Source organism: Bradyrhizobium dasycarpum, from assembly GCF_042019905.1.
Lineage (GTDB): Bacteria > Pseudomonadota > Alphaproteobacteria > Rhizobiales > Xanthobacteraceae > Bradyrhizobium > Bradyrhizobium japonicum_B.
Genome location: NZ_CP169574.1, coordinates 791,666 through 811,834, shown reverse-complemented (window position 1 = coordinate 811,834; position 20,169 = coordinate 791,666). Strand labels below are relative to the sequence as shown.

Below are 20,169 nucleotides of genomic sequence, written 5' to 3'. Positions count from 1 at the left end.
ATGTCGTGCCTGCCCGGCCTCCCGGTTCGCAAGACACCGGTCGTCAAGCCGTCGTTAACGGTCTTTCGTTCCGTGCGCCAGCCTTCATCAAAAATTTTCCCGCACATGGGATCGTGCGCGGGTTTGATGGTCGGGAATATTGTCTTGGATTTCGCGAGCGCCGCTCCTTCCGTCGTCAAGTCGATCAGGCAGCGTGATCTCCTGAACACGTGGCTGCGACTCTATGCGCGCCAGCAGATCGCGCCAGCACTCTGGGAATATCAGCCTGCGCGGCTCGAGGAAGAGCTGTCCGATCTCATCTATTATACGGTGGATGCTTCCACGCCGGTCCCGCGCCTGATCATCCAGAGCGAAAACACGCGCATCTCGCGCGCCTATGGACATACCGGCAAGGGCGTTCTGCTCGAGGACTATCTCGGGCCGCGACTCGCGCCGTTCGTGATGCCGATCTATCACGCATGCGTGGCGCGCGGGCTGCCCGTCTACAGCGTCGCCGACGTCGACGACATCTACGGGCGCATCGTCGCCTACGAACGGCTGCTGCTGCCTTTCCAGACCGATGGCAAAGTCTGTCACGTCATCGCATCGGTCAAGACCTTCTGCGAGGATGGCGGCTTCGAGATCAAGAATCTGATGCGCGGAAATGACGCGCTGCCGCGCCCGAAACTGCGCGCCCTGATCGATCGTGAGCTCTTTCATCGTGCGCCCGGCCGCATCGCGACGGCCGAACTGGTCGAGTTCGCGGACCAGCCGGGTCCCGGCGTCGCCAACGAGATCATCGAGCTTAACTAAGCGCGGAACGCGTTTGCGCGCCGACAAGCCCAAACAACAAGCCAAAGCGCGATGACATTCTCAGCGCGACTTGGGGCCGATTTCCCTGGCATAGATGTCCGGCTTGAAGCCGACCAGCAGCTTGCCGCCGATCTCCAGCACCGGCCGCTTGATCATGGATGGTTGCGCTAGCATCAAGGCCAGCGCCTTTGTCTCGGAGAGGCCTTCCTTGTCGGCATCGGGAACCTTCTTGAACGTCGTCCCGGCGCGATTGAGCAGCGTCTCCCAGCCGACCTTGTCGCTCCACTGCTTGAGCTTGTCCTTCTCCACGCCCGCCGCCTTGTAGTCGTGAAACGCATACGGCACGCCATGGCTGTCGAGCCAAGCGCGCGCCTTCTTCATGGTGTCGCAGTTCTTGATGCCGTAGATGATGTTGGGCAAGACGTTCCTCGCGCATGACGCATCGTGATGGACGCGGCGTTGTACGAAACTCCGCTCCGCGCGACAATATTGCGAACGACGCCACCTCGCCGAACGGACATCCCATGCACGTCACCCACGATCCCGCAGCCGCCGCCACGCCGACCATCGACTTCAACAGCTTCCTCGCTGTCGATATCCGCGTCGGCACCATCGTCGACGCCAAGCCGTTTCCCGAGGCGCGCAAGCCGGCGTTTCGGCTATGGATCGACTTCGGACCCACCATCGGCGTGCGCAAGAGCTCGGCCCAGATCACCGAAAACCATCCGCTCGAGACGTTGGTAGGACAACAGGTCGCGGCCGTCGTCAATTTCCCGCCACGCCAGATCGGACCTGTCATCTCGGAGGTGCTGACGCTCGGCTTCCCCGATGCCGACGGCAAGGTCGTGCTGGTGCAGCCGAGCCAGCCGGTGCCGAACGGCGGACGGCTGTTCTAGCCGCGCGGTCCAGGGGCTGCCGCGTCGCTGCCCCCGGCGCACTGCCGAAGCCCTGCCCAACCGCCGCGCCCGCGCCGGCGCCGTCGACGGCATTAAGATACCGCGCGCCCTGATCGTGGCGCCGGTCGAACGCGGCCAGCATGATGGTCTCATCCGGCGCGACCTCGGTGCGGACGATCGCGCGCACGTCTTGCGGCCGCCGCGGAAGGTTACGGCAGATTGTCCCGCAGAAAAATGTCGATGCGGATGCGCTCCTGATCCGGGCTGATCGGCTCACCCGAACAATGCGCGAGCAGGACCCGCGCCGCAGACCGCGCCTCGTGGCCGGGATCCTGGTTGATGATGGCATCGAGCGTGCCGCGCACCAGGAAACGCCGTGTGTACTGGGTGAGCTCGTGGGTGATCCAGACCACCTCGCGCGCGCGGCCGGAGGCTTCGAGCGCATCGGCGATGCCGCGATTTCCGGCGCCGCAGCAATATATGCCGCGGAGATCGGCATGGCGCGCGAGCAGCGCGGCGGTGAGCTCCCGCGTGCGTGCGCTGTCGTCGCGGCCCTCGATGACCGGCAGCATGCGCAGGTTCGGATACTCGCTGGACAGGATCTGGTGGAAACCGAACTGCCGCTCGGTGTGATCGCGCAGCGACAACGACCCGGCGATCACCGCGACCGTCCCCTCGCGGCCGGCGAGGAAGCGCCCCAGCAGCGTTGCGGCAGTTCGTCCCGCGGCCGGGTTGTCGATGCCGACATAATGCAGGCGGCGCGAGCTCGGCGCGTCCGATACGAGGGTCACCACGGCGACCCCGCGCGCGGTGAGTTCGTCGATCGCAGCGCGCACCCTTGGATGGTCGAGCGCGATGACGGCGACGCCCTGATAGGCCGGCGACAAGTCTTCCAGCGCACCGGCCAGCACATCCGGATCGAACACGTCGACATGGAGGATGTCGATGAAGCCGCGCTGGCCGGCAAGCCAGTCTGCGGTGCGCTGGACCTGCTCGGCCAAATTGGTCATGAAGCTGTTGCTGCCGGACGGCAGCACGAAGGCAAAGCGATAGCTTTGCCCGCGTGCGAGCCGCGCCGCCGCCACGTCGGCGCGGTAGCCCAGCTTGGCAACGGCGGCCTCGACACGCGCGACGGTCTTGGCGCGCACGCCCTCGCGCCGGTTGACGACGCGGTCGACGGTCGCGAGCGAAACGCCGGCGGCCCGCGCGACATCCTCGAGCGTCGCGCGAACGACCGGCTGCGTCGCGTCAGCTCTCATTCGCGCGCCGCCCACAGCATGCCGCGGGTCATGAGGGTGCGGATCTCCGGCACGTCGAGCTCGTAGGCGCGGTGGCCGAGCGAGGAATAGAACACCCTGCCCGCGCCATAGCGCTTTTTCCACACCACGGGCATCACCACGCCCTCGATCCAGGGCGCGTGCTCGCCGGTAAAGGTCGTCGTCGCCAGCACCTCGTTGGCGGGGTCGACATGCATGTAGTACTGCTCGGAACGATGCTCGAAACTCTTCAGGCCCTTCATGATGGGGTCGTCCGGCTTCGTCAAGTCGACTTTGTAGTCGATGATGTTGCCGGGATGGGCGACCCATTGCCCGCCGCACAGGAACTGGTATTCGACGGACTCGCGGAAGGCATCGCACATGCCGCCATGATGGCCGGCGAGCCCGACGCCGCCGCGCACCGCAGCGCAGAGATTCAGCGCGTCCGCCTTCTCGATCTTCGACATGGTGTAGATCGGGATGATCAGCGAGAGATCATGGATCGCCGGATCGCCGAATGCTTCCGTGGTCGTTTCGATCCGGACCTCAAAACCTTCCGCCCTGAGCCAGCCGCGGATCATCGAGGCACACAGATCCGGATCGTGTCCCGGCCAACCGCCCCAAACAATCATTGCCTTGCGCATGTTTCTGTCCTCAGTCGATCTGTCCGGTTTCACGTCCGGCCGGCAGCATCGCCGGCCGCTCGGCGCGGCTCTCGATCTTGACGCGCCGCCCTTCGTCGGCGGAGGTCTGGAACGCCTCCATCACCTCCAGCACGTGGAAGGCGAGCGCGCCGCTGGCGCGATGCGGCCGGTCGTTGAGGATCGCGGAGGCCATATCGGCGACACCGATGGAACGGAACTCGCCCTCGACATGACCGTGGGTCAACGGCACCGTCTCCCATTCAGCGCCGGTCTTGGCGACCTGCACCTCGCCGCCGAAGCGGTTCGGGTCCGGCACCAGCATGCTGCCCTTGTCGCCATAGATCTCGATCGGCGCATGCCGGTGCTTCGGCACGTCGAAGCTCATCGCAATCGAGACGACCGCTCCGCTCTCGAATTCGAGCGTGCCTGCGACATGGGTCGAAACCTCGACCGGGATCAAGCTGCCGTTCATCGGCTGGCTGGTGACCAGACGCTCGGATTTCGGGCGCGCGGTCGACCCCATCACGCTCGCGACCGGACCGAGCAGCTGCACGAGATCGGTGATGTAGTACGGGCCCATGTCCAGCATCGGGCCGCCACCCCGCAGGTAATAGAACCCCGGTGCCGGATGCCAGCGCTCGTGGCCCGGGCAGCCGAAAAAGGCACTGCCCGCCACGGGCGTGCCGATCGCGCCGTCGTCGATCAGCTTGCGCGCGGTCTGGTGTCCGCCGCCGAGGAACGTGTCGGGCGCGCAGCCGACGCGAAGGCTTTTCTGCGCGGCGAGATCCATCACCTTGCGGGCCTCCGCGACGTTGATGCCGAGCGGCTTCTCGGAATGCACGTGCTTGCCGGCATTCAGCACCGCCAGGCTGACGTCGGTGTGGGCGAGCGGCACGGTGAGGTTGATGACGATCTCGACGTCGTCGCGCTTGAGCAGCTGATCGACCCGCATCGCCGGCAGCCCGAAGGCGGCACCCTGACGCTCGGCCATATCGCTGCGCATGTCGGCCAACGCTCTCACCTCCATGACCGGGAAGCGCTGCGCTGCCTTGAGGTAGGCGGTGCTGATCACACCGCAGCCGATGATTCCGACGCCGACTTTTCTCATTGCGTTCTCCGTGAAGTCCTGCTCATCCCTTCACCGCGCCTGCGGTGAGGCCGGCGACGATGTGCTTCTGTGCCAGAAGGAACAGAATGATCGTCGGCAGGATGGTGAGCGTGATGAAGGCCAGGATCAGGTGCCACTCGGACGAATATTCCCCCTGGTAGATCATGATGCCGAGCGGCCAGGGATAGAGCGCATCGGTGTTGAGCATCACGAGCGGCAGCAGATAGGCGTTCCAGCTGTTGACGAAGGTGATGGTGCCGACGGTCGCGAGGATCGGCCGTGACAACGGCAATGTCACGTAGCGGAAGAATTTGATGTAGCTACAGCCATCGACCAGCGCGGCTTCGAGCAGCTCGTGCGGAATGTCCTTGAAGAAGCGCCGCAGCAGCAGCACGCTCATGGCGAGGCCGAAGGCCACCTGCGGCAGCGCGACGCCGAAATAGGTATCGAGCAGTCCGAGGTCGCGCACCTTGATGAACAAGGGCAGCACGGCGGTCGCGGCCGGAAACAGCAGACCGAGCGTCAGGTAGCTCAGCAGCATCGAGCTGCCGTAGAACTTGACATGGGCAAAGGTGAAAGCCGCCATCGATGCGACGATCAGGGTCAACGTCACCGTGAGCGTCGAGATGATCAGCGAGTTACGCAGGAGCTGCCAGTAACGCGCCGAGAACAGGATGTCGGCATAATTCTGCCATTCCCATTGCATGGGCCAGCCGAACGGATTGACCCGCAATTCGCCGAGCGACTTGAAACCTCCGAGCACGGTCGCGAGCAGCGGCACCAGCACGAAGACGGCGACGACGGCGAGGAACACCGTCTTGAGCGGCACGGCGGGATCGAACGGCGCGCGGGCGGTTTCGACACTACTCATCGCGCATGAACCATCGCTTGTAGGTGAAGGCAAAGGTCACGCAGATCACGAACAGGATCACGCCGATGGCGCTGCCATAGCCGACCCGCATGCGCGAGATGCCGTTGTTGTAGAGGAAGCTCACCATGGTGTTGGAGGAATCCGCAGGGCCCCCGCGCGTCAGCGGCATGACCAGGTCGAACAGCTGCAGCGAGCCGACGATGGCGAAGAACACCGAGAGCCGGATCGTCGGATAGAGCAAGGGGATGACGACGTGACGCAGCGCCTGCGAGCGCGTTGCACCGTCGATTCTCGCCGCCTCGACCAGGCTCTTGTCGAGGCCCTGGAGCGCGGCGATGAACAGCATCATGTGGAAGCCGAAATACTTCCAGACGATCACGATCAGCACCGCCAACATCGCCGTGTCGGTCGAGGCCAGAAGATGCGGCGGCTCGGCGCCGAAGGTGCGCCAGATCGAGGCGACCAGGCCATAGTCGCCGTCATAGACGAACGAGAAGATCAGCCCGGTCGCGATCTCGGCCAGGATGTAGGGCATGAAGAACAGCATGCGCAGCGCCACGGCCCCCGAAAGCGCTCGGCGAGCATCAGCGCCAGCGTCAGCGCAAGCGGCAGCTGGATCGCGAGCGAGACTGCGATGATCAGCCCGTTGTTGCGCAGCGCGAGCCAGAAGGCACGTGTCTCCAGCACGAAGCGGTAATTGTCGAATCCGATCCAGTTGGTCGGCCTGCCGAACCCGTTCCAGTTGAAGGCCGAGTACCAGGCGGCCTCGCCGATCGGCAACACCACGAACAGGGTGAACAACAGCAGCGCCGGCGGAAGGAACAGGATCAGGACCGTGAAGCGGCCGTCCCAGCTCGGGCCGCGAACCGCGGCCGTCTCGCCGGCAACGCTCATCGCCGGCGCGATCGCGATCCGCCGCGTCACCTCAATTGCCCTGCTTCCACGCCGCCTCGATGGCTTTCGCCGCGTCCTGCGGGTTCATGCTGCCACCGGCGATTTCCGCGGTGACATCATTGACGACGCGGCCGACGGAGGGGCCCAGGCTCTGGTCATAGAAGTTCTGGTGGTAGTTCGATTTCGACAGATTGGCCGCGATCAGCTTCATGAAGGCGTTGTTGAGGCCGGCATCGGCGCCCTGCACCACCGGGATGAGGAAATTGCCTGCCGCAAGCCGCGTCTGCACGTCCTTCGAGACGAAGTACTTCAGGAAATCGACGGCTTCCTTCGGCGAGCCCTTGGTGATCAACCAGCCCGTGATGCCGCCGAGCGTATCCGTCGGTGCACCCTTGCCGCCTGGCACGACCGGAAAATCGAACCAGCAGATCTTGTCCTCGCTCAATCCGACCTTGTCGGCGGCGAGCGCGCGCTGCAAGTGATAGACGGTCGAGATCGCGAGCGTCATCGCCGCCTTGCCGTCGCCAAAATAGCCGACGGCCTGCGGGTTCTTGAAGCCGAGAAAACCGTTCTGGAACGGCTGGAGATCGACGAGCTGCTTGAACAGCTCGCCGGATTTCTGGAAGGTTTCGCCGGCGAAGCCGCCATTCTCGCCGCGCAGCGCCGCGTCGAAGGCCGGCTTGCCGCCGATGCGTACCGCAAGATGCGTCCAATAGAAGTGCAGCGGCCATTTGTCGGCGCCGCCGACCACGATCGGCGTGACGCCCGCCGCCTTCAGCGTCTTCACTGCGGCAAGCAGATCGTCCCACGTCTTGATCGCGGCAGGATCGACCTTCGCCTTGGCCATCAGGTCCTTGTTGCAGAGGAAACCAACCTGCGACAGCGCGGTCGGCAGGCCATAGACGCGGCCGTTGCTGGTGAAGGCGGCGAGCGCCGCCGGCGTCAGGCTGTCGCTATAGCCTTTCACCTGGTCGGTGATGTCATCGAGGACGCTGGCCTCGATCTGCGTCTTCAGGACGCCGCCGGCCCAGCTGTAGATGATGTTCGGCCGGTCCTTGGATTGCAGGATGGTCGGCAGCTTGGCCTTGTAGGCCTCGTTCTCGAGAAATTGCATCTCGACCTTGACGCCCGGATGCGACGCCTCGTAGGCGCGCGCAACCTCCTCCCAGATCTTCACCTGGGCCGGATTGGCTTCGATGTGCAGCCATTTCACGGTCGTGTCGGCTGCGGCCGAATTGGCCCAAAGCAGACTGGCGGCAGCGGCGAGTCCCAGCTTCCCGAGCAGTCTCATCACATTCCTCCCACCGGCTCTTATTCGTTGATCGCAATCCTGCCTTCGATTTTTGAGGTGCGCAACTAAAATTCTGATCTATGGACCTCAGAGGGGAACAGCTAAGGTCGGTCCAGGGAGAGATGGGCGGCGCCCTGCGCCGTCCGCAAACGCAACTCGAGAGGTGTCCATGACCGCCGTTTATTCCGACCTCGCCCGCAAGGTCGTTCTTGTCACCGGTGGCGCATCGGGAATTGGCGCTGCGATCGTGCGGCGCTTCGCGCAACAGAAATCCGAGGTCGTGTTCTTCGACATCAAGGCCGAGGCAGGTCAACGCCTCGCGAGCGAGTTGTCCGATCAGGCTCTGGCTGCGCATTTCCGGCGCGTCGACCTGACCGATATCGCCGCGTTGCGCGCCGGCATCGCGGAGGTGCGCAGCGCGCACGGCGCGATCAACATCCTCGTCAACAATGCCGCGAATGACGAACGGCACAAGACCGAGGAGATGACTCCGGAATATTGGGACGATCGCATCGCGGTGAACCTGAAGCACCAGTTCTTTGCGGCGCAGGCCGTGCTGCCGGACATGAAGGCGGCAAATGCCGGCGCCATCATCAATTTCGGCTCGGTGTCGTGGATCGCCGGACAAGGCGGCATGGCTGCATACACGGCCAGCAAGTCGGGCGTCATCGGTCTCACGCGCTCCTTGGCGCGCGACTATGGTCCCTACAATATCCGCGTGAACGCGATCGCGCCGGGCTGGATCATGACCGAGCGCCAGCTCGAGAAATGGATGACGCCGGAGGGCGAGGTGGAGCTGATGCAGCGGCAATGCCTGAAGCGCAAACTCGTCCCCGACGAGGTCGCCAGATTCACCGTCTTTCTCGCCTCCGACGAAGCCTCCGCCTGCACCGCTCAGCACTACATCGTGGATGGCGGCTGGGTGTGAGATGCCGAGGACCGCGGCTGCATCGAGGCACGGCGCGGTCACCGCTTGCACTGCAAAACAACTTGCGCCGCAACATTCAAAAATGAGACTGCCCGTCAAACCAGACGAGGCGCTCACGCGGGCAGGCGCATTCGACTTCGGCTAGCTTCCCTCCAAAGCCGCGGGCCGTTCGAGAGCCACGGGCGTCGCGCGGCAACAAAGCTGCGATACAGGGAGGAGCAAAATGTCGAAATGCAGTGTGGGACTGCTCGCGCTGAGCAGCCTGTTTCTTTCGGGCGCGGCGATCGCCCAGGAAAAGATCAAGGTCGGCGTCACCGCGACCCTCGAAGGCACCTACACGGTGCTCGGCGAGGACGGTATCCGCGGCCATCAGACCGCGCTGAACGTGCTGGGCAAGAAAGTCGGCGACAAGGAGCTCGAGTTCATCATCGCCTCCACCGACGCGACGCCCGACTCTGCGGTCCGTGCCGTGCGAAAACTGATCGAGCAGGACAAGGTGCAGATCCTGCTGTCCCCGCTATCCGGTGACGAAGGCATCGCCGTCAAGAATTTCGCAAAGACCCATCCGGAGCTGACCTTCATCAACGCCGCCTCGGGTGCGCAGGAAACGACCTATGTCGATCCCGCTCCGAACTTCTTCCGTTACAACATGGACGGCGCGCAGTGGCAGGTGGGCCTCGGCAAGTACGCCTATGAGGAGAAGAAGTATCGCAAGATCGCGACCGTCGGCGAGGATTATTCCTTCATCTACACCCAGGTGTTCGGCCTCGTGCTCGAATTCTGCGGCGCCGGCGGACAGGTCACCAACCGGCAATGGGTGCCGCTCGGCACCAAGGACTTCGCCTCGGTCATCGCGGCGCTGCCCGACGATGTCGATGCGATCTATCTGGGCCTCGGCGGCGCCGACGCCGTCAACTTCCTGAACCAATATCAGCAGGCCGGCGGCAAGGCGCATCTGATGGGTGGCTCCATCATGATCGACCAGACCATCCTGTCGTCCAAGGGCAACGCCAAGAACGCTCTGATCGGCACCATCGCGGCGAGCGGCCAGGCCGACACCTGGGAGGATCCGGGCTGGCAGAAATTCGTGAAGGCCTATCAGGATGCCTTCCCGCCCAACAAGCGCTTCCCCAGCCCGTCACTGCTCGCCACCAACTACTACGACTCCACCATGGCGCTGATCCTGGCGCTGCGGCAGGTCAATGGCGATCTCTCCAACAACCAGGCCAAATACAAGGAAGCCCTCGCCAAGATCGAGATCGACGCGCCCAACGGCAAGATCAAGCTCGACTCCAACCGACAGGCGATCGGCACGAACTTCGTCACCGAAGTCGTCGACGACGGCAAGGGCGCGCTGTTCTCGAAGGTCGTGAAGGTGATCCCCAACGTCAACCAGACGCTGGGCTATGACCCTGCGGTGTTCGCCAAGATCGGTTTGCCAAGCCGTACAGTACCGGAATGTAAGAAGTACTGACGTAGTCCCGTTGCGGGCGATGACTGACCGGGGAGAGATTTGTAAAGGCGCGACGTGTGCGCACTTGCATTCTCTCCCCGGTTGTTGAACGCTATCGGAAAAACGAAGAGCTTCTGGGAGGGAAGGCATGAGCCGGGCGCTCGCCGTCTTCCACGGCCGCTTCGGCCGGGCGACGGTCTATCAGTTGAACCGCCCTTTCAACATTCACGCACATCGTGAAGGTCATTTGATCTTCCATGTCGGGGGGCGTCCCGCATGCATCGATGTCAGCGATGGACGTTACGAGCTCACCGAAGGTTCCGTCGTCGCCGTCAATCCATGGGAGCCGCATAATTTCCTGCCGTCCGACCTCGAAGGCGGCGCCGTTTTCTTCGTGCTCTATGTCAACGCGGAATGGTTTGCGCCCGACGCGCCCGGCACCGACCGGTTGCGCTTCGGCCGCACCCAGTTCACGAGATCGGTCGCGCTGGACAAGCATATCCGGCACGCAGCCGCCCTCGTCTGCGGCGCTCCCTCGCTCAACAGCCTCGATGGCGAGCTGAGACGGCTGATCGACATCTGCTACGACGAGAGTTGGCAACAGGCGGAGGCCGCACGCGATCCGCGCGCGAACGGCTCGGTTACCGATTTTCGCGTGCGCAAGTGCATCAAGATGATGTCGGAAAGTCCCGGCGCCGAGATCGAGCTCGACACCATCGCGCGCGAATCCGGCCTGTCGCGACCGCACTTCTACCGGCTGTTCCGCACCCAGACCGGCGTCACGCCCCACCTCTATCTCAACACGCTGATGATGGAGCAGGCGCTGGAGGCGCTGGTGGCGAGCGAGGCGCCGATCGCCGATATCGGCTTCGATCTCGGCTTCTCCTCGCAAAGCGGCTTCACGCGTTTTTTCGCCGCCAATGTCGGGATGGCCCCGACCGATTATCGCCGCGCCGCCAAGGTTTTGCGCGCCTGACGGGCGCGCGAAAAGATACTCACGATCAAATGCGTCCCCATCAGCCCCATTAGGATGTGCGGGACGCGGTCCCGACACGAGGACCGCGGTCGACAGGGAGCGCACGTTCATGGCAGGGCTTGCGGCCGGTGACGGTCTGCGCGCCCCCTCACCTCGCTTGCAGGGAGAGGGTTGGATCGACGTTGAGACGGAGCGGCGATCATGAGCCGCTTCGTCGAGCGTCATCCCGCCTGGGCATTGATCGTCATCATCGCGGTCGCGGTGGCGCTGTGGCTGATCTTCGCGGTGTGGCCGCCAGGCCTCGAAGAGGCTGTCGGCCGCAAGCGGGTGTTCCTCAACGCGCTCTTCAACGGCATCACGCTGGGAGGTCTTTATTTCCTCGTCGCCAGCGGCTTCACGCTGATCTTCGGCCTGATGCGCAACGTCAATCTCGCGCACGGCTCGCTCTATTTGTTCGGCGGCTATGTCGGCTACGCCATCAGCGTCTCCACCGGCTCCTGGGTGCTGTCGTTCATCGTCGCCTTCGTCCTGACCGCGCTGGTCGGCGTGCTGCTCCAGGTTCTCGTGTTCCGCCGCATGGAGGGCCAGGATCTGCGCCAGACCATGGTGACGATCGGGCTCTCAATCGTGTTCGCCGACCTGATGCTGTGGGCCTGCGGCGGCGACTTCTACCAGATCCAGACCCCGAACTGGCTGATCGGCCCGATCGAGCTGCCGCTGCTCACCGCGGTGAAATCCTCGGGGGAGCCGGTCTACCTGCGCTATCCGCTGGTCCGGCTCGTGATCTTCCTGGCCTCCGCCGTCATCGGCATCGCGATGTGGCTCGCGCTCAACCGCACCCGGATCGGCATGATCATCCGCGCCGGCGTCGACGACCGCGACATCCTCGCTGCGACCGGCGTCCGCATCCAGGTCGTCTTCGTGCTCGTCTTCGCGCTCGGCGCCGGGCTTGCCGGCATCGCCGGCGTGGTCGGCGGCACGTTCCAGTCGCTCTCGCCCGGTGAGGACATCCGCTTCCTGCTCGCCTCTCTCGTCGTCGTGATCGTGGGCGGCATGGGTTCGATCCCCGGCGCCGCGCTCGGCGCGCTGATCATCGGCCTCGCCGAGCAGCTCGGCTCGGTCTACATCCCCACTTACGCCATCGTCGTGACCTTCCTGATCATGGTGCTGGTGCTGGCGCTGCGGCCGCAGGGCCTGCTGGCGAGGCGCTGAGATGTCCGTCACTCATGACGCCCGCGTTCAGGTTCACCGGCCCGCGTCGACGGCGGTACGGCCGGCTGCGCGCACCTGGCCCGACATCAATAATCCCGCGGCCTGGATCGTGGCGGCCATCCTGCTGATCATGCCGCTGATCGCCAACAGCTTCTTCCTGATCGAGATCTTTGCCACCACCTTGATCCTCGGCACCGTCGCGCTCAGCCTGATGTTCCTGGCCGGATATGGCGGCATGGTCAGCCTGATGCAGCTCACCATCGCGGGCTTTTGCGCTTACATGGTCGCGGTGTTCGGCGTCAGCGGCAATGCCAATATCAGCCTCGGCTGGCCGTGGTGGCTGGCGGTGCCGATGGCGCTGACGCTGGCAGTCGTCTTCGGCACGCTCGGCGGCGCGCTGGCGGTGCGCACCGAGGGCATCTACACCATCATGATCACGCTGGCGATCGGCGCCGCGTTCTACTACTTCACCAACCAGAACTGGGCGATCTTCAACGGCCACACCGGCATCAACAACGTCTCGACTCCGCGTTTCTGGGGTGTCGACTGGCGGGCGGACATTCCCTTCTACTATGTCGTGCTCGCGACAGCCGGGCTCTGCTATTTCGCGGTCGACTACATCTCTCGCGCGCCATTCGGCCTCGCCCTCCAGGGCGTGCGCGACAATCCGCGCCGCATGTCGGCGCTGGGCTTCAACGTCAATGCCCACCGCGTCGCGGCCTATGCGGTGGCGTCCTTCATCGCGGGCCTTGCCGGTGTGCTCCAGGTCTGGAACTACCGCCAGATCTCGCCCGGCTCGGTCAGCGTCGGCGCCTGCATCGACATCCTCATCATCGCCGTCGTCGGCGGCATCACCCGCCCGGTCGGTCCCTATATCGGCGCGCTGGTCTTCGTGCTCCTGCGCACCTTCGCGCTCGACTTCCTGGTCAAGATCGGGCTCGACGGCAACCGCTTCCGCCTGCTGATCGGCCTCGGCTTTCTTGCCATCGTGTTCTGGTCGTCGGACGGCGTCATCGGTCTCTGGCAGCGCTGGCGCCAGAGCCGGCTACGCGAGACCAACCGCCAGGGCGGAGGGCGCGGCCATGGATAGCGTCGCCCAGCGCCTCTCCGCCGTCGGCGCCGGCGCCGCGCTGGAACTGCGCGGCGTGACGCGGCTATTCGGCGCGCTGGCGGCCTTGACCGACGTCACCATCACCGTGCGTCCAGGCGAACGCCGCGCGGTGCTCGGCTCCAACGGCGCCGGCAAGACCACGCTGTTCAACTGCATCACCGGCGACTTCCCGCCGACATCAGGCACGATCCGCTTCTTCGGCGAAGACGTCACGCATTTCCCGCCTTATGAGCGCATCCGCCGGGGGCTGCGGCGCACCTATCAGATCTCCGCGCTGTTTCCCGGCCTCACCGTGCAGGACAACGTCTACCTCGCCTGCCGCGGCGTCTCGCGCGGACGGTTCTCGTTCCTGTGCCCCGGCCAGAACGACGCCTTGATGCACGCCGCCGACGGTCTGGTGCAGGCCGTGCATCTGACTGGGGTCAAGGACCAGCGCGTCGCCGAGCTCGCGCACGGGCAGCAGCGCCAGCTCGAGATCGCGCTGGCGCTCGCCGGCGCCCCGCGCTTCGTGCTGTTCGACGAGCCGGCCGCAGGCCTGTCGCCGACCGAGCGCGCCGAGCTGATCGAGATCCTGACCTCGCTGCCGGCCCATATCGGCTACATCATCATCGAGCACGACATGGACGTGGCGCTGCGCGTCGTCGAGAGCGTGACGATGATGCACAACGGCCGCATCTTCAAGGAAGGCCCGCCGGAAGAGATTCAGTCCGATCCTGAAGTGCAGGAGCTATATCTCGGAGGCGGCCATGAATGAGGCCCGCCGCACGTCCGCTGCGCTCGAGGTCCGCGGGCTCGATGTCTATTACGGCCATTCGCACGCGCTCCAGGGCGTCGATCTTTCGCTGGAGAGCGGCGTGTTCTCCGTCGTCGGCCGCAACGGCATGGGCAAGACCACGCTGTGCAAGGCCATTATGGGTCTGGTGCCGGTCAGCGGCGGCTCGATCCGGGTCCGCGGCGAGGACATCACGCGGCGGCCGCCCGCTCACATCGCGCGCCTCGGCGTCGGCTATGTGCCGCAGGGCCGCCGGCTCTGGCGCTCGCTCAGCGTGGACGAGCATCTCCAGCTTGCCGGCGGGATGCGGTCGGGCGCCTGGACTGTCGAGCGCATCTACGACACTTTTCCGCGCCTCGCCGAGCGCAAGGACCATGGCGGCAGCCAGCTCTCCGGCGGCGAGCAGCAGATGCTCGCGATCGCGCGCGCGCTGCTGACCAACCCGCAACTCCTCGTCATGGACGAACCGACCGAAGGCCTCGCGCCGGTCATCGTCGCCCAAGTCGAGGAGATGCTGCTGCGGTTGGGCGAGGACGGCGACATGTCCGTGCTCGTGATCGAGCAGAATATCGGCGTGGCGACCGCGATCTCGCGCAATGTCGCCATCATGGTCAACGGCCGCATCAACCGCATCATCGACTCGGCGCGGCTCGCCGCCGACCGCGAGTTGCAGCAGCGTCTGCTCGGCGTCGGCTTGCATGCCGAGCTTACGCCGGATCTCGACGTGCCGGCGACAGGCCCGGACGCGAAGCCGGCGCCGCAGGCCGCCCGACCGAGCGGCCCGATCCGGATCTACATCTCCAACCCGACACCGCCGACACGCTGGTCCCAACCCGCGCCGATCGCACGGATCGAAGCGGCGGCACGCACGCTCTCGACCCAGGTATCGCGCCTCGACGAGACGGCGCGGCGCAGACGCGAGCCAGCGACGTCGCAGTCGTCAGGGCCGCCGGTCGTGCTGGTCGTCGGCACGCTCGACACCAAGGGGACGGAACTCCGCTTCATCCGCGACATCATTGCCGAGCGCGGCCTGCGCACGCGCCTGGTCGACGTCTCCACCAGCGGCAAGCACGCCAGCTGCGATGTCTCCGCGCAGGAGATCGCACTGAACCACGGCCGCGGCGGCGCTGCCGTGTTCGGCGCCGACCGCGGCGCGGCCGTGACGGCGATGGCGGACGCGTTCGCCAACTGGCTGCGGCGCCAGGGCAACGTCGCCGGCGTGATCTCAGCCGGCGGCTCGGGCGCGGCCTCGCTGGTTGCCCCGGGCATGCGCACCCTGCCGGTCGGCGTGCCCAAGCTGATCATCTCATCCGTCGCCTCCGGCGATATCGGGCCCTATGTCGGCCCCGCCGACATCACCATGATGCACTCGGTCACCGACATTCAGGGACTGAACTCGATCTCCCGCGCCGTGCTGTCGAACGGCGCCAACGCGATCGCGGGCATGGTCAAGGCGCGCCTCGATCAGCACGAGACGAGGCAGCGCGCCGTCAACCCAGCACTGCCTGCGGTCGGCATCACCATGTTCGGCGTGACGACGCCGGCGGTCCAGAAGATCGCTGCAGATTTGGGCGAGGACTTCGAATGCCTCGTCTTCCACGCCACCGGCGTCGGCGGCCGCTCGATGGAAAAGCTGGTCGAATCCGGCCAGCTCGCCGGCGTCATCGATATCACGACAACCGAGATCTGCGACTTGCTGATGGGCGGCGTGTTTCCCGCCACCGAGGATCGCTTCGGCGCGATCATCCGCACCCGCCTGCCCTATGTCGGCTCGGTCGGCGCGCTCGACATGGTCAATTTCGGCGCGCCCGACACAATTCCCTGAACGCTACCGCGGCCGCAAGTTCCACGTCCACAATCCGCAAGTGACGCTGATGCGGACGACTGTCGAAGAGAATGAACGGATGGGCCGCTGGATCGCCGAGCGGCTGAACCAGATGGATGGCCCCGTGCGCTTCTTCCTGCCCGAGGGCGGCGTCTCCGCACTCGATGCGCGCGGCCAGCCGTTCTGGGATCCGGACGCCGATGCCGCCCTGTTCCGCGCGCTGGAGCGCGACGTGCGACAGACCGGCAGCCGCCAGCTCATCCGCATTCCCAAGAACATCAACGATCCCGATTTCGCCGCCGCCATCGTCAGTGCATTCCGAACCCTGTTCGGCCGCACCGGGCGCGCGGCGGAGACTAGCGAGGTGACCGATGGCCCGGTTTGAGCGCGCTGCACTCCTGAAACGATTCCGCGAGATGGCGAGGCGCGGCGAGCCGATCGTCGGCGGCGGGGCCGGCACCGGCCTGTCCGCCAAATGCGAGGAGGCTGGCGGCGTCGACCTCATCGTCATCTACAATTCCGGCCGCTATCGCATGGCCGGTCGCGGCTCGCTGGCGGGGCTGATGGCTTACGGCGACGCCAACGCCATCGTACTGGAGATGGCTGGCGAAGTTCTGCCCGTGGTCAGCAAGACGCCGGTGCTCGCCGGCGTCAACGGCACCGACCCGTTCCGCGACATGGACGTCTTTCTCGACCAGTTGAAGACGCTCGGCTTTGCCGGCGTGCAGAATTTTCCGACGGTGGGTCTGATCGACGGCGTGTTCCGCGCCAACCTCGAAGAAACCGGCATGTCCTACGCGCTGGAGATCGACATGATCGCCAAGGCGCGCGAGAAGGACCTCCTGACGACGCCGTACGTCTTCAGCGAGAAGGAAGCCGCCGCGATGGCGATCGCCGGCGCCGATATCATCGTCTGCCATCTCGGGCTCACGACCGGCGGCACGATCGGCGCGCAGACCGCAGCAAAGCTGAAGGACTGCCCGGCGCGCATCGACGTCTGGGCCTCCGCCGCGCTCAGCGTCAATCCCGATATCCTGGTGCTCGCTCACGGCGGCCCGATCGCGGATCCCGCCGATGCCGATTTCATCATGAAGAACACCCGCTACTGCCACGGCTTCTACGGCGCCTCTTCGATGGAGCGGCTGCCGGTCGAGCGGGCTCTGACGGAGCAGGTACGCAAATTCAAGGCGATCGGCGCGCAGTAACGCCGGAACGATCGAGGGAGAGAAACATGTCAGGGATCCTGGTCGGCGAGCTTATCCTCTGGCTGATCGTCGCAGTCGTCGTCATCGTGGTCGGCGTCTACATCGTCAACTGGCTCTACCACCGCTCCTCCAAGGAGGTCTCGTTCGTCCGAACCGGCTTCCTCGGCGAGCGCGTGGTAATCAACGGCGGCGCCTTCGTGCTGCCCTTCATCCACGACTACACCTCCGTCAACATGAACGTGCTGCCGATGGGCATCGTGCGTTCCAAGCAGGATGCGGTGATCACCCGCGATCGCATGCGGGTCGACATCGAGGCCGACTTCTACGTCCGCGTCCAGGCGACCCGTGAAGCCGTCTCGATCGCGGCCGCGACGCTTGGCCGCCGCACCATGGAGCCGGAGCAGCTGCACGCGCTGCTGGCCGGCAAGTTCATTTCCGCGATCCGCTCCGTCGCTTCGGAAATGACCCTGGAGGAGATGCATGAGCGGCGCGGCGACTATGTCGAGCGGGTCAAGACCAATGCGGCACAGGCCCTCGCGCAGAACGGTCTCGAGCTGGAATCGGTCGCCATCACCGATCTCGACCAGACCGACCTCGAGTTCTTCAACCCCTCGAACCGGTTCGACGCCGAAGGCTTGACCCGCCTGATGGAGGACATCGAGGCCCGGCGCAAGCTGCGTAACGACATCGAGCAGGACTCGATGATCAAGATCCGCACCCGTAACCTGGAGGCCGAGCGTCAGGCGCTCGACATCGAGCGCGAGAGCGAGACCGCCCGGCTCGAGCAGGAACGCGACATCGAAATGCGCCGCGCGCTCCAGCGCACGGAAGTTGCCCGCGAGCGCGCGCTGCGCGAGACCGAGGCCGAGCAGGCCCACATCTCGGCACGCGAGGCGATCGAGCGCGCGCGGATCGCCAATGAGCAGGCGATCGCGGAGGCCCGCATCGCCTCCGAGCGCGAGACCCGCCAGAAGGAGATCGAGCGCACCCGCACCATCGAGGAGAAGGAGCTGCTGGCGCGCGAGGAGATCGAGAAGACCCGGATTGCCAACCAGCGCTCGATCGATACGACGCGGATTGCGTCGGAACGTGAAGTCCGCCAGCGCGAGATCGAGCGGATGCGCACCGTGGAGGAGGCCGAGATCGCCGCGCGCGAGGCGATCGAGAAGGCCCGCATCCAGCAGGACCGCGTCGTCACCGACGCCCGCATCGCCAACGAGGAGGAGACAAGGCGCCGCGAGATCGAGCGCAGCCGTGCCGTCGACGAGGCCGAGATCGCCGCCCGCGAAGCCACCGAAAAGGCACGCATCGCCCAGACCCTGATCGTCAACGTCGAGCGTATCTCCTCCGACGAGCGGACCCGCGCGCTGGAGATCCACCAGGTGCGCACCATCCAGGAGGCCGAGATCGAGGCGCAGCGCGCCGTCGAAGCCGCCCGCATCGCCCGGGAGCGGACGCTTGCCGCCGAGCGCATCGCCGCCGAGCAGAATACCCGGCAGCTGGAGATCGAGCGCAACCAGGCCCTCGAAGTCGCAGGCATCGCCGCGCGCGAGACCACCGAGGCCTCGCGCATCGCCCAGGAGGAGCGCGTGCGTTCGCTTGAGATCGCCCGCAACCGGGCCGTCGAGGAAGCCGACATCGCCTCCCGCGAGGCGATCGAGGCGGCGCGCATCGCCCAGGAGAAGGCGGTCGCGGCCGAACGCATCCAGGCCGAGCGCGATACGCGCTCGCTGGAAATCGAGCGCACCGGCGTGCTGGAGGCCGCCGAACTGAAGCGGCGCGATGCCATCGAGCGCCAACGCATTACGGTCGATCTCGCGCTCGAGGCCGAGCGCATCAACTCGTCCAAGAAGCGCGAGGTGCTCAACATCGAGCAGAAGAAGGCGATCGAGATTGCCGACGAAGACCGCGTCATCGCGCTCTCCGCGAAGAAGTCGGAACGGATCGATGCCGATCGCCAGGTCCGGCAGGCCGAGATCGTTGCGCGCAAGGAGGTCGAGACCACGGACGTCTCGCGCGAGCAGGCGCTGGAAGCCGCGCGGCTCGAGCGTCGCCGCGCCATCGAGCAGCTCGAGGTCGCCCGCGTCCAGTCGCTGCAGGAGGCCGAGATCGCCTCCCGCGAAGAGGTCGAGCGCGCCCGCATCGCCTCCGACCGTGGCCTCGACGAGGCTCGCGTCGGCCGCGAGCGCGAGCTGCGCAAGCTCGAGGTCAATCGCGAAAAGGAGGTCGAGACGGTCCTGATGGAGAAGGCGATCGCCATTCACCAGAAGTCGCTGGAGGAATCCGCAGCCAAGGCCATGGCCGAGGAGGCGCGGATGCGGGCGACGGAGGCGACCGAGCGCGTCATTACCGCTCGCGAGAGCGAAATTGCAAAGCGCCGCAAGACCGTCGAGGTGCTGCTCGCCGAGAAGCAGGCCGAGGAGACCCGCATCGCCGCGGAGGCCGAGCGCGTGCGCGCGGCCGTCGAAGCCGAGGCGCAGCGGATGCTCAACGAGGCCGAGAACGTGCTCACCGACCAGGCGCGCTATTCCCTGTTCCGCAGAAAGCTGCTCGACCGGATCGAGGGCATCGTCCGCGAAAGCGTCAAGCCGATGGAGAAGATCGAGGGCATCCGCATCCTCCAGGTCGACGGCCTCAACGGCAACGGCCACGGAAACGGCAATGGCGGCCGCAGCGCCACCGACGAGGTCATCGATTCCGCACTGCGCTACCGGGTCCAGGCGCCGCTGATCGACTCGATGCTGGCCGACATCGGCGTCGAGGGCGGCAGCCTCGCGAAGATGCCGGGCCTGATCCGCGAGGCGCGCGACATGCAGGGCATCAAGGATTCCGCGCGCAAGGGCGGCGGTGGCGGCGACAAGCCGGCCGCCTCCCCGCCTGCGGCCGAAGGCAGCGAACCGCCGACCGAGCGCGGACCGCGGAAGAAGAGCTGAGA

At 65.6% G+C, this 20,169-nt stretch carries 16 protein-coding genes and 2 pseudogenes; 11 read left to right on the top strand and 7 right to left on the bottom strand.

The window, feature by feature from the left end:
* Window positions 1–105: 105 nt before the first annotated feature.
* Complete coding sequence (locus ACETMP_RS04180; protein ID WP_375161836.1) at window positions 106–792, top strand: hypothetical protein; 687 nt, start codon at window positions 106–108, stop codon at window positions 790–792.
* Between the two features lie 60 nt (window positions 793–852).
* Here the strand turns inward: ACETMP_RS04180 and ACETMP_RS04175 are convergent, their stop codons facing one another.
* Window positions 853–1,212 (bottom strand): ArsC family reductase, encoded by a 360-nt coding sequence (locus ACETMP_RS04175; RefSeq protein ID WP_375159997.1) that lies wholly within the window; start codon window positions 1,210–1,212, stop codon window positions 853–855.
* 104 nt (window positions 1,213–1,316) lie between these two features.
* Here ACETMP_RS04175 and ACETMP_RS04170 point away from each other — a divergent pair, with 104 nt between their 5' ends.
* The gene (locus tag ACETMP_RS04170) at window positions 1,317–1,688 is read left to right on the top strand and encodes a tRNA-binding protein (protein WP_375159996.1); all 372 of its coding nucleotides are present in this window, start codon (window positions 1,317–1,319) and stop codon (window positions 1,686–1,688) included.
* Between the two features lie 209 nt (window positions 1,689–1,897).
* On the opposite strand, the gene ACETMP_RS04165 is transcribed toward ACETMP_RS04170, so the two are convergent.
* The 6 genes and pseudogenes from ACETMP_RS04165 to ACETMP_RS04140 all read right to left on the bottom strand — a co-directional run bounded on the left by ACETMP_RS04165 (window position 1,898) and on the right by ACETMP_RS04140 (window position 7,752).
* Window positions 1,898–2,947, bottom strand: coding sequence for a LacI family DNA-binding transcriptional regulator (locus ACETMP_RS04165; protein ID WP_375159995.1), 1,050 nt, complete (start codon window positions 2,945–2,947; stop codon window positions 1,898–1,900).
* Window positions 2,944–3,588, bottom strand: coding sequence for a ThuA domain-containing protein (locus ACETMP_RS04160; RefSeq protein WP_375159994.1), 645 nt, complete (start codon window positions 3,586–3,588; stop codon window positions 2,944–2,946). The genes ACETMP_RS04165 and ACETMP_RS04160 overlap by 4 nt, the downstream gene beginning before the upstream one ends.
* Window positions 3,589–3,598: 10 nt before the next feature.
* Complete coding sequence (locus ACETMP_RS04155) at window positions 3,599–4,696, bottom strand: Gfo/Idh/MocA family protein (RefSeq protein ID WP_375159993.1); 1,098 nt, start codon at window positions 4,694–4,696, stop codon at window positions 3,599–3,601.
* A gap of 22 nt (window positions 4,697–4,718) precedes the next feature.
* Entirely contained in the window at window positions 4,719–5,567 is an 849-nt protein-coding gene (locus ACETMP_RS04150) for a carbohydrate ABC transporter permease (RefSeq protein WP_375159992.1), read from the bottom strand.
* Window positions 5,560–6,491 (bottom strand): annotated as a pseudogene (locus ACETMP_RS04145) (carbohydrate ABC transporter permease). Before ACETMP_RS04145 ends, ACETMP_RS04150 begins: the two are co-directional and overlap by 8 nt.
* Before the next feature lies 1 nt (window position 6,492).
* On the bottom strand, window positions 6,493–7,752 hold the full coding sequence (locus tag ACETMP_RS04140; protein WP_375159991.1) for an extracellular solute-binding protein: 1,260 nt from the start codon (window positions 7,750–7,752) through the stop codon (window positions 6,493–6,495).
* 169 nt (window positions 7,753–7,921) lie between these two features.
* Between ACETMP_RS04140 and ACETMP_RS04135 the strand changes: the two genes are divergently transcribed.
* From ACETMP_RS04135 to ACETMP_RS04095, 9 genes and pseudogenes are all read left to right on the top strand, one after another.
* Window positions 7,922–8,680: an SDR family NAD(P)-dependent oxidoreductase gene (locus ACETMP_RS04135; protein WP_375159990.1), complete on the top strand. Its 759-nt coding sequence runs from the start codon at window positions 7,922–7,924 to the stop codon at window positions 8,678–8,680.
* 223 nt (window positions 8,681–8,903) lie between these two features.
* On the top strand, window positions 8,904–10,154 hold the full coding sequence (locus tag ACETMP_RS04130; RefSeq protein WP_028136896.1) for an ABC transporter substrate-binding protein: 1,251 nt from the start codon (window positions 8,904–8,906) through the stop codon (window positions 10,152–10,154).
* 127 nt (window positions 10,155–10,281) lie between these two features.
* Window positions 10,282–11,109, top strand: a complete 828-nt coding sequence (locus ACETMP_RS04125) for an AraC family transcriptional regulator (RefSeq protein ID WP_028136897.1) — start codon at window positions 10,282–10,284, stop codon at window positions 11,107–11,109.
* 201 nt (window positions 11,110–11,310) lie between these two features.
* On the top strand, window positions 11,311–12,321 hold the full coding sequence (locus tag ACETMP_RS04120; RefSeq protein ID WP_375159989.1) for a branched-chain amino acid ABC transporter permease: 1,011 nt from the start codon (window positions 11,311–11,313) through the stop codon (window positions 12,319–12,321).
* Window position 12,322: 1 nt separating this feature from the next.
* The gene (locus tag ACETMP_RS04115) at window positions 12,323–13,411 is read left to right on the top strand and encodes a branched-chain amino acid ABC transporter permease (protein WP_375159988.1); all 1,089 of its coding nucleotides are present in this window, start codon (window positions 12,323–12,325) and stop codon (window positions 13,409–13,411) included.
* Complete coding sequence (locus ACETMP_RS04110; protein WP_375159987.1) at window positions 13,404–14,186, top strand: ABC transporter ATP-binding protein; 783 nt, start codon at window positions 13,404–13,406, stop codon at window positions 14,184–14,186. Before ACETMP_RS04115 ends, ACETMP_RS04110 begins: the two co-directional genes overlap by 8 nt.
* Window positions 14,179–16,397 (top strand): annotated as a pseudogene (locus ACETMP_RS04105) (ABC transporter permease). Before ACETMP_RS04110 ends, ACETMP_RS04105 begins: the two are co-directional and overlap by 8 nt.
* A 3-nt stretch (window positions 16,398–16,400) precedes the next feature.
* Window positions 16,401–17,234: a phosphoenolpyruvate hydrolase family protein gene (locus ACETMP_RS04100; RefSeq protein WP_375159986.1), complete on the top strand. Its 834-nt coding sequence runs from the start codon at window positions 16,401–16,403 to the stop codon at window positions 17,232–17,234.
* A gap of 26 nt (window positions 17,235–17,260) precedes the next feature.
* A complete protein-coding gene (locus ACETMP_RS04095) occupies window positions 17,261–20,167 on the top strand; it encodes a flotillin domain-containing protein (RefSeq protein ID WP_375159985.1) in 2,907 nt (968 codons plus the stop codon).
* The last annotated feature ends 2 nt before the right edge of the window (window positions 20,168–20,169 follow it).

Bases quoted from the DNA above. Each gene is read 5' to 3' on its own strand.
- ACETMP_RS04180 (WP_375161836.1), top strand. From the start codon at position 106: ATGGGATCGTGCGCGGGTTTGATGGTCGGGAATATTGTCTTGGATTTC.
- ACETMP_RS04170 (WP_375159996.1), top strand. From the start codon at position 1,317: ATGCACGTCACCCACGATCCCGCAGCCGCCGCCACGCCGACCATCGAC.
- ACETMP_RS04165 (WP_375159995.1), bottom strand. From the start codon at position 2,947: ATGAGAGCTGACGCGACGCAGCCGGTCGTTCGCGCGACGCTCGAGGAT.
- ACETMP_RS04160 (WP_375159994.1), bottom strand. From the start codon at position 3,588: ATGCGCAAGGCAATGATTGTTTGGGGCGGTTGGCCGGGACACGATCCG.
- ACETMP_RS04155 (WP_375159993.1), bottom strand. From the start codon at position 4,696: ATGAGAAAAGTCGGCGTCGGAATCATCGGCTGCGGTGTGATCAGCACC.
- ACETMP_RS04150 (WP_375159992.1), bottom strand. From the start codon at position 5,567: ATGAGTAGTGTCGAAACCGCCCGCGCGCCGTTCGATCCCGCCGTGCCG.
- ACETMP_RS04140 (WP_375159991.1), bottom strand. From the start codon at position 7,752: ATGAGACTGCTCGGGAAGCTGGGACTCGCCGCTGCCGCCAGTCTGCTT.
- ACETMP_RS04135 (WP_375159990.1), top strand. From the start codon at position 7,922: ATGACCGCCGTTTATTCCGACCTCGCCCGCAAGGTCGTTCTTGTCACC.
- ACETMP_RS04130 (WP_028136896.1), top strand. From the start codon at position 8,904: ATGTCGAAATGCAGTGTGGGACTGCTCGCGCTGAGCAGCCTGTTTCTT.
- ACETMP_RS04125 (WP_028136897.1), top strand. From the start codon at position 10,282: ATGAGCCGGGCGCTCGCCGTCTTCCACGGCCGCTTCGGCCGGGCGACG.
- ACETMP_RS04120 (WP_375159989.1), top strand. From the start codon at position 11,311: ATGAGCCGCTTCGTCGAGCGTCATCCCGCCTGGGCATTGATCGTCATC.
- ACETMP_RS04115 (WP_375159988.1), top strand. From the start codon at position 12,323: ATGTCCGTCACTCATGACGCCCGCGTTCAGGTTCACCGGCCCGCGTCG.
- ACETMP_RS04110 (WP_375159987.1), top strand. From the start codon at position 13,404: ATGGATAGCGTCGCCCAGCGCCTCTCCGCCGTCGGCGCCGGCGCCGCG.
- ACETMP_RS04100 (WP_375159986.1), top strand. From the start codon at position 16,401: ATGGCCCGGTTTGAGCGCGCTGCACTCCTGAAACGATTCCGCGAGATG.
- ACETMP_RS04095 (WP_375159985.1), top strand. From the start codon at position 17,261: ATGTCAGGGATCCTGGTCGGCGAGCTTATCCTCTGGCTGATCGTCGCA.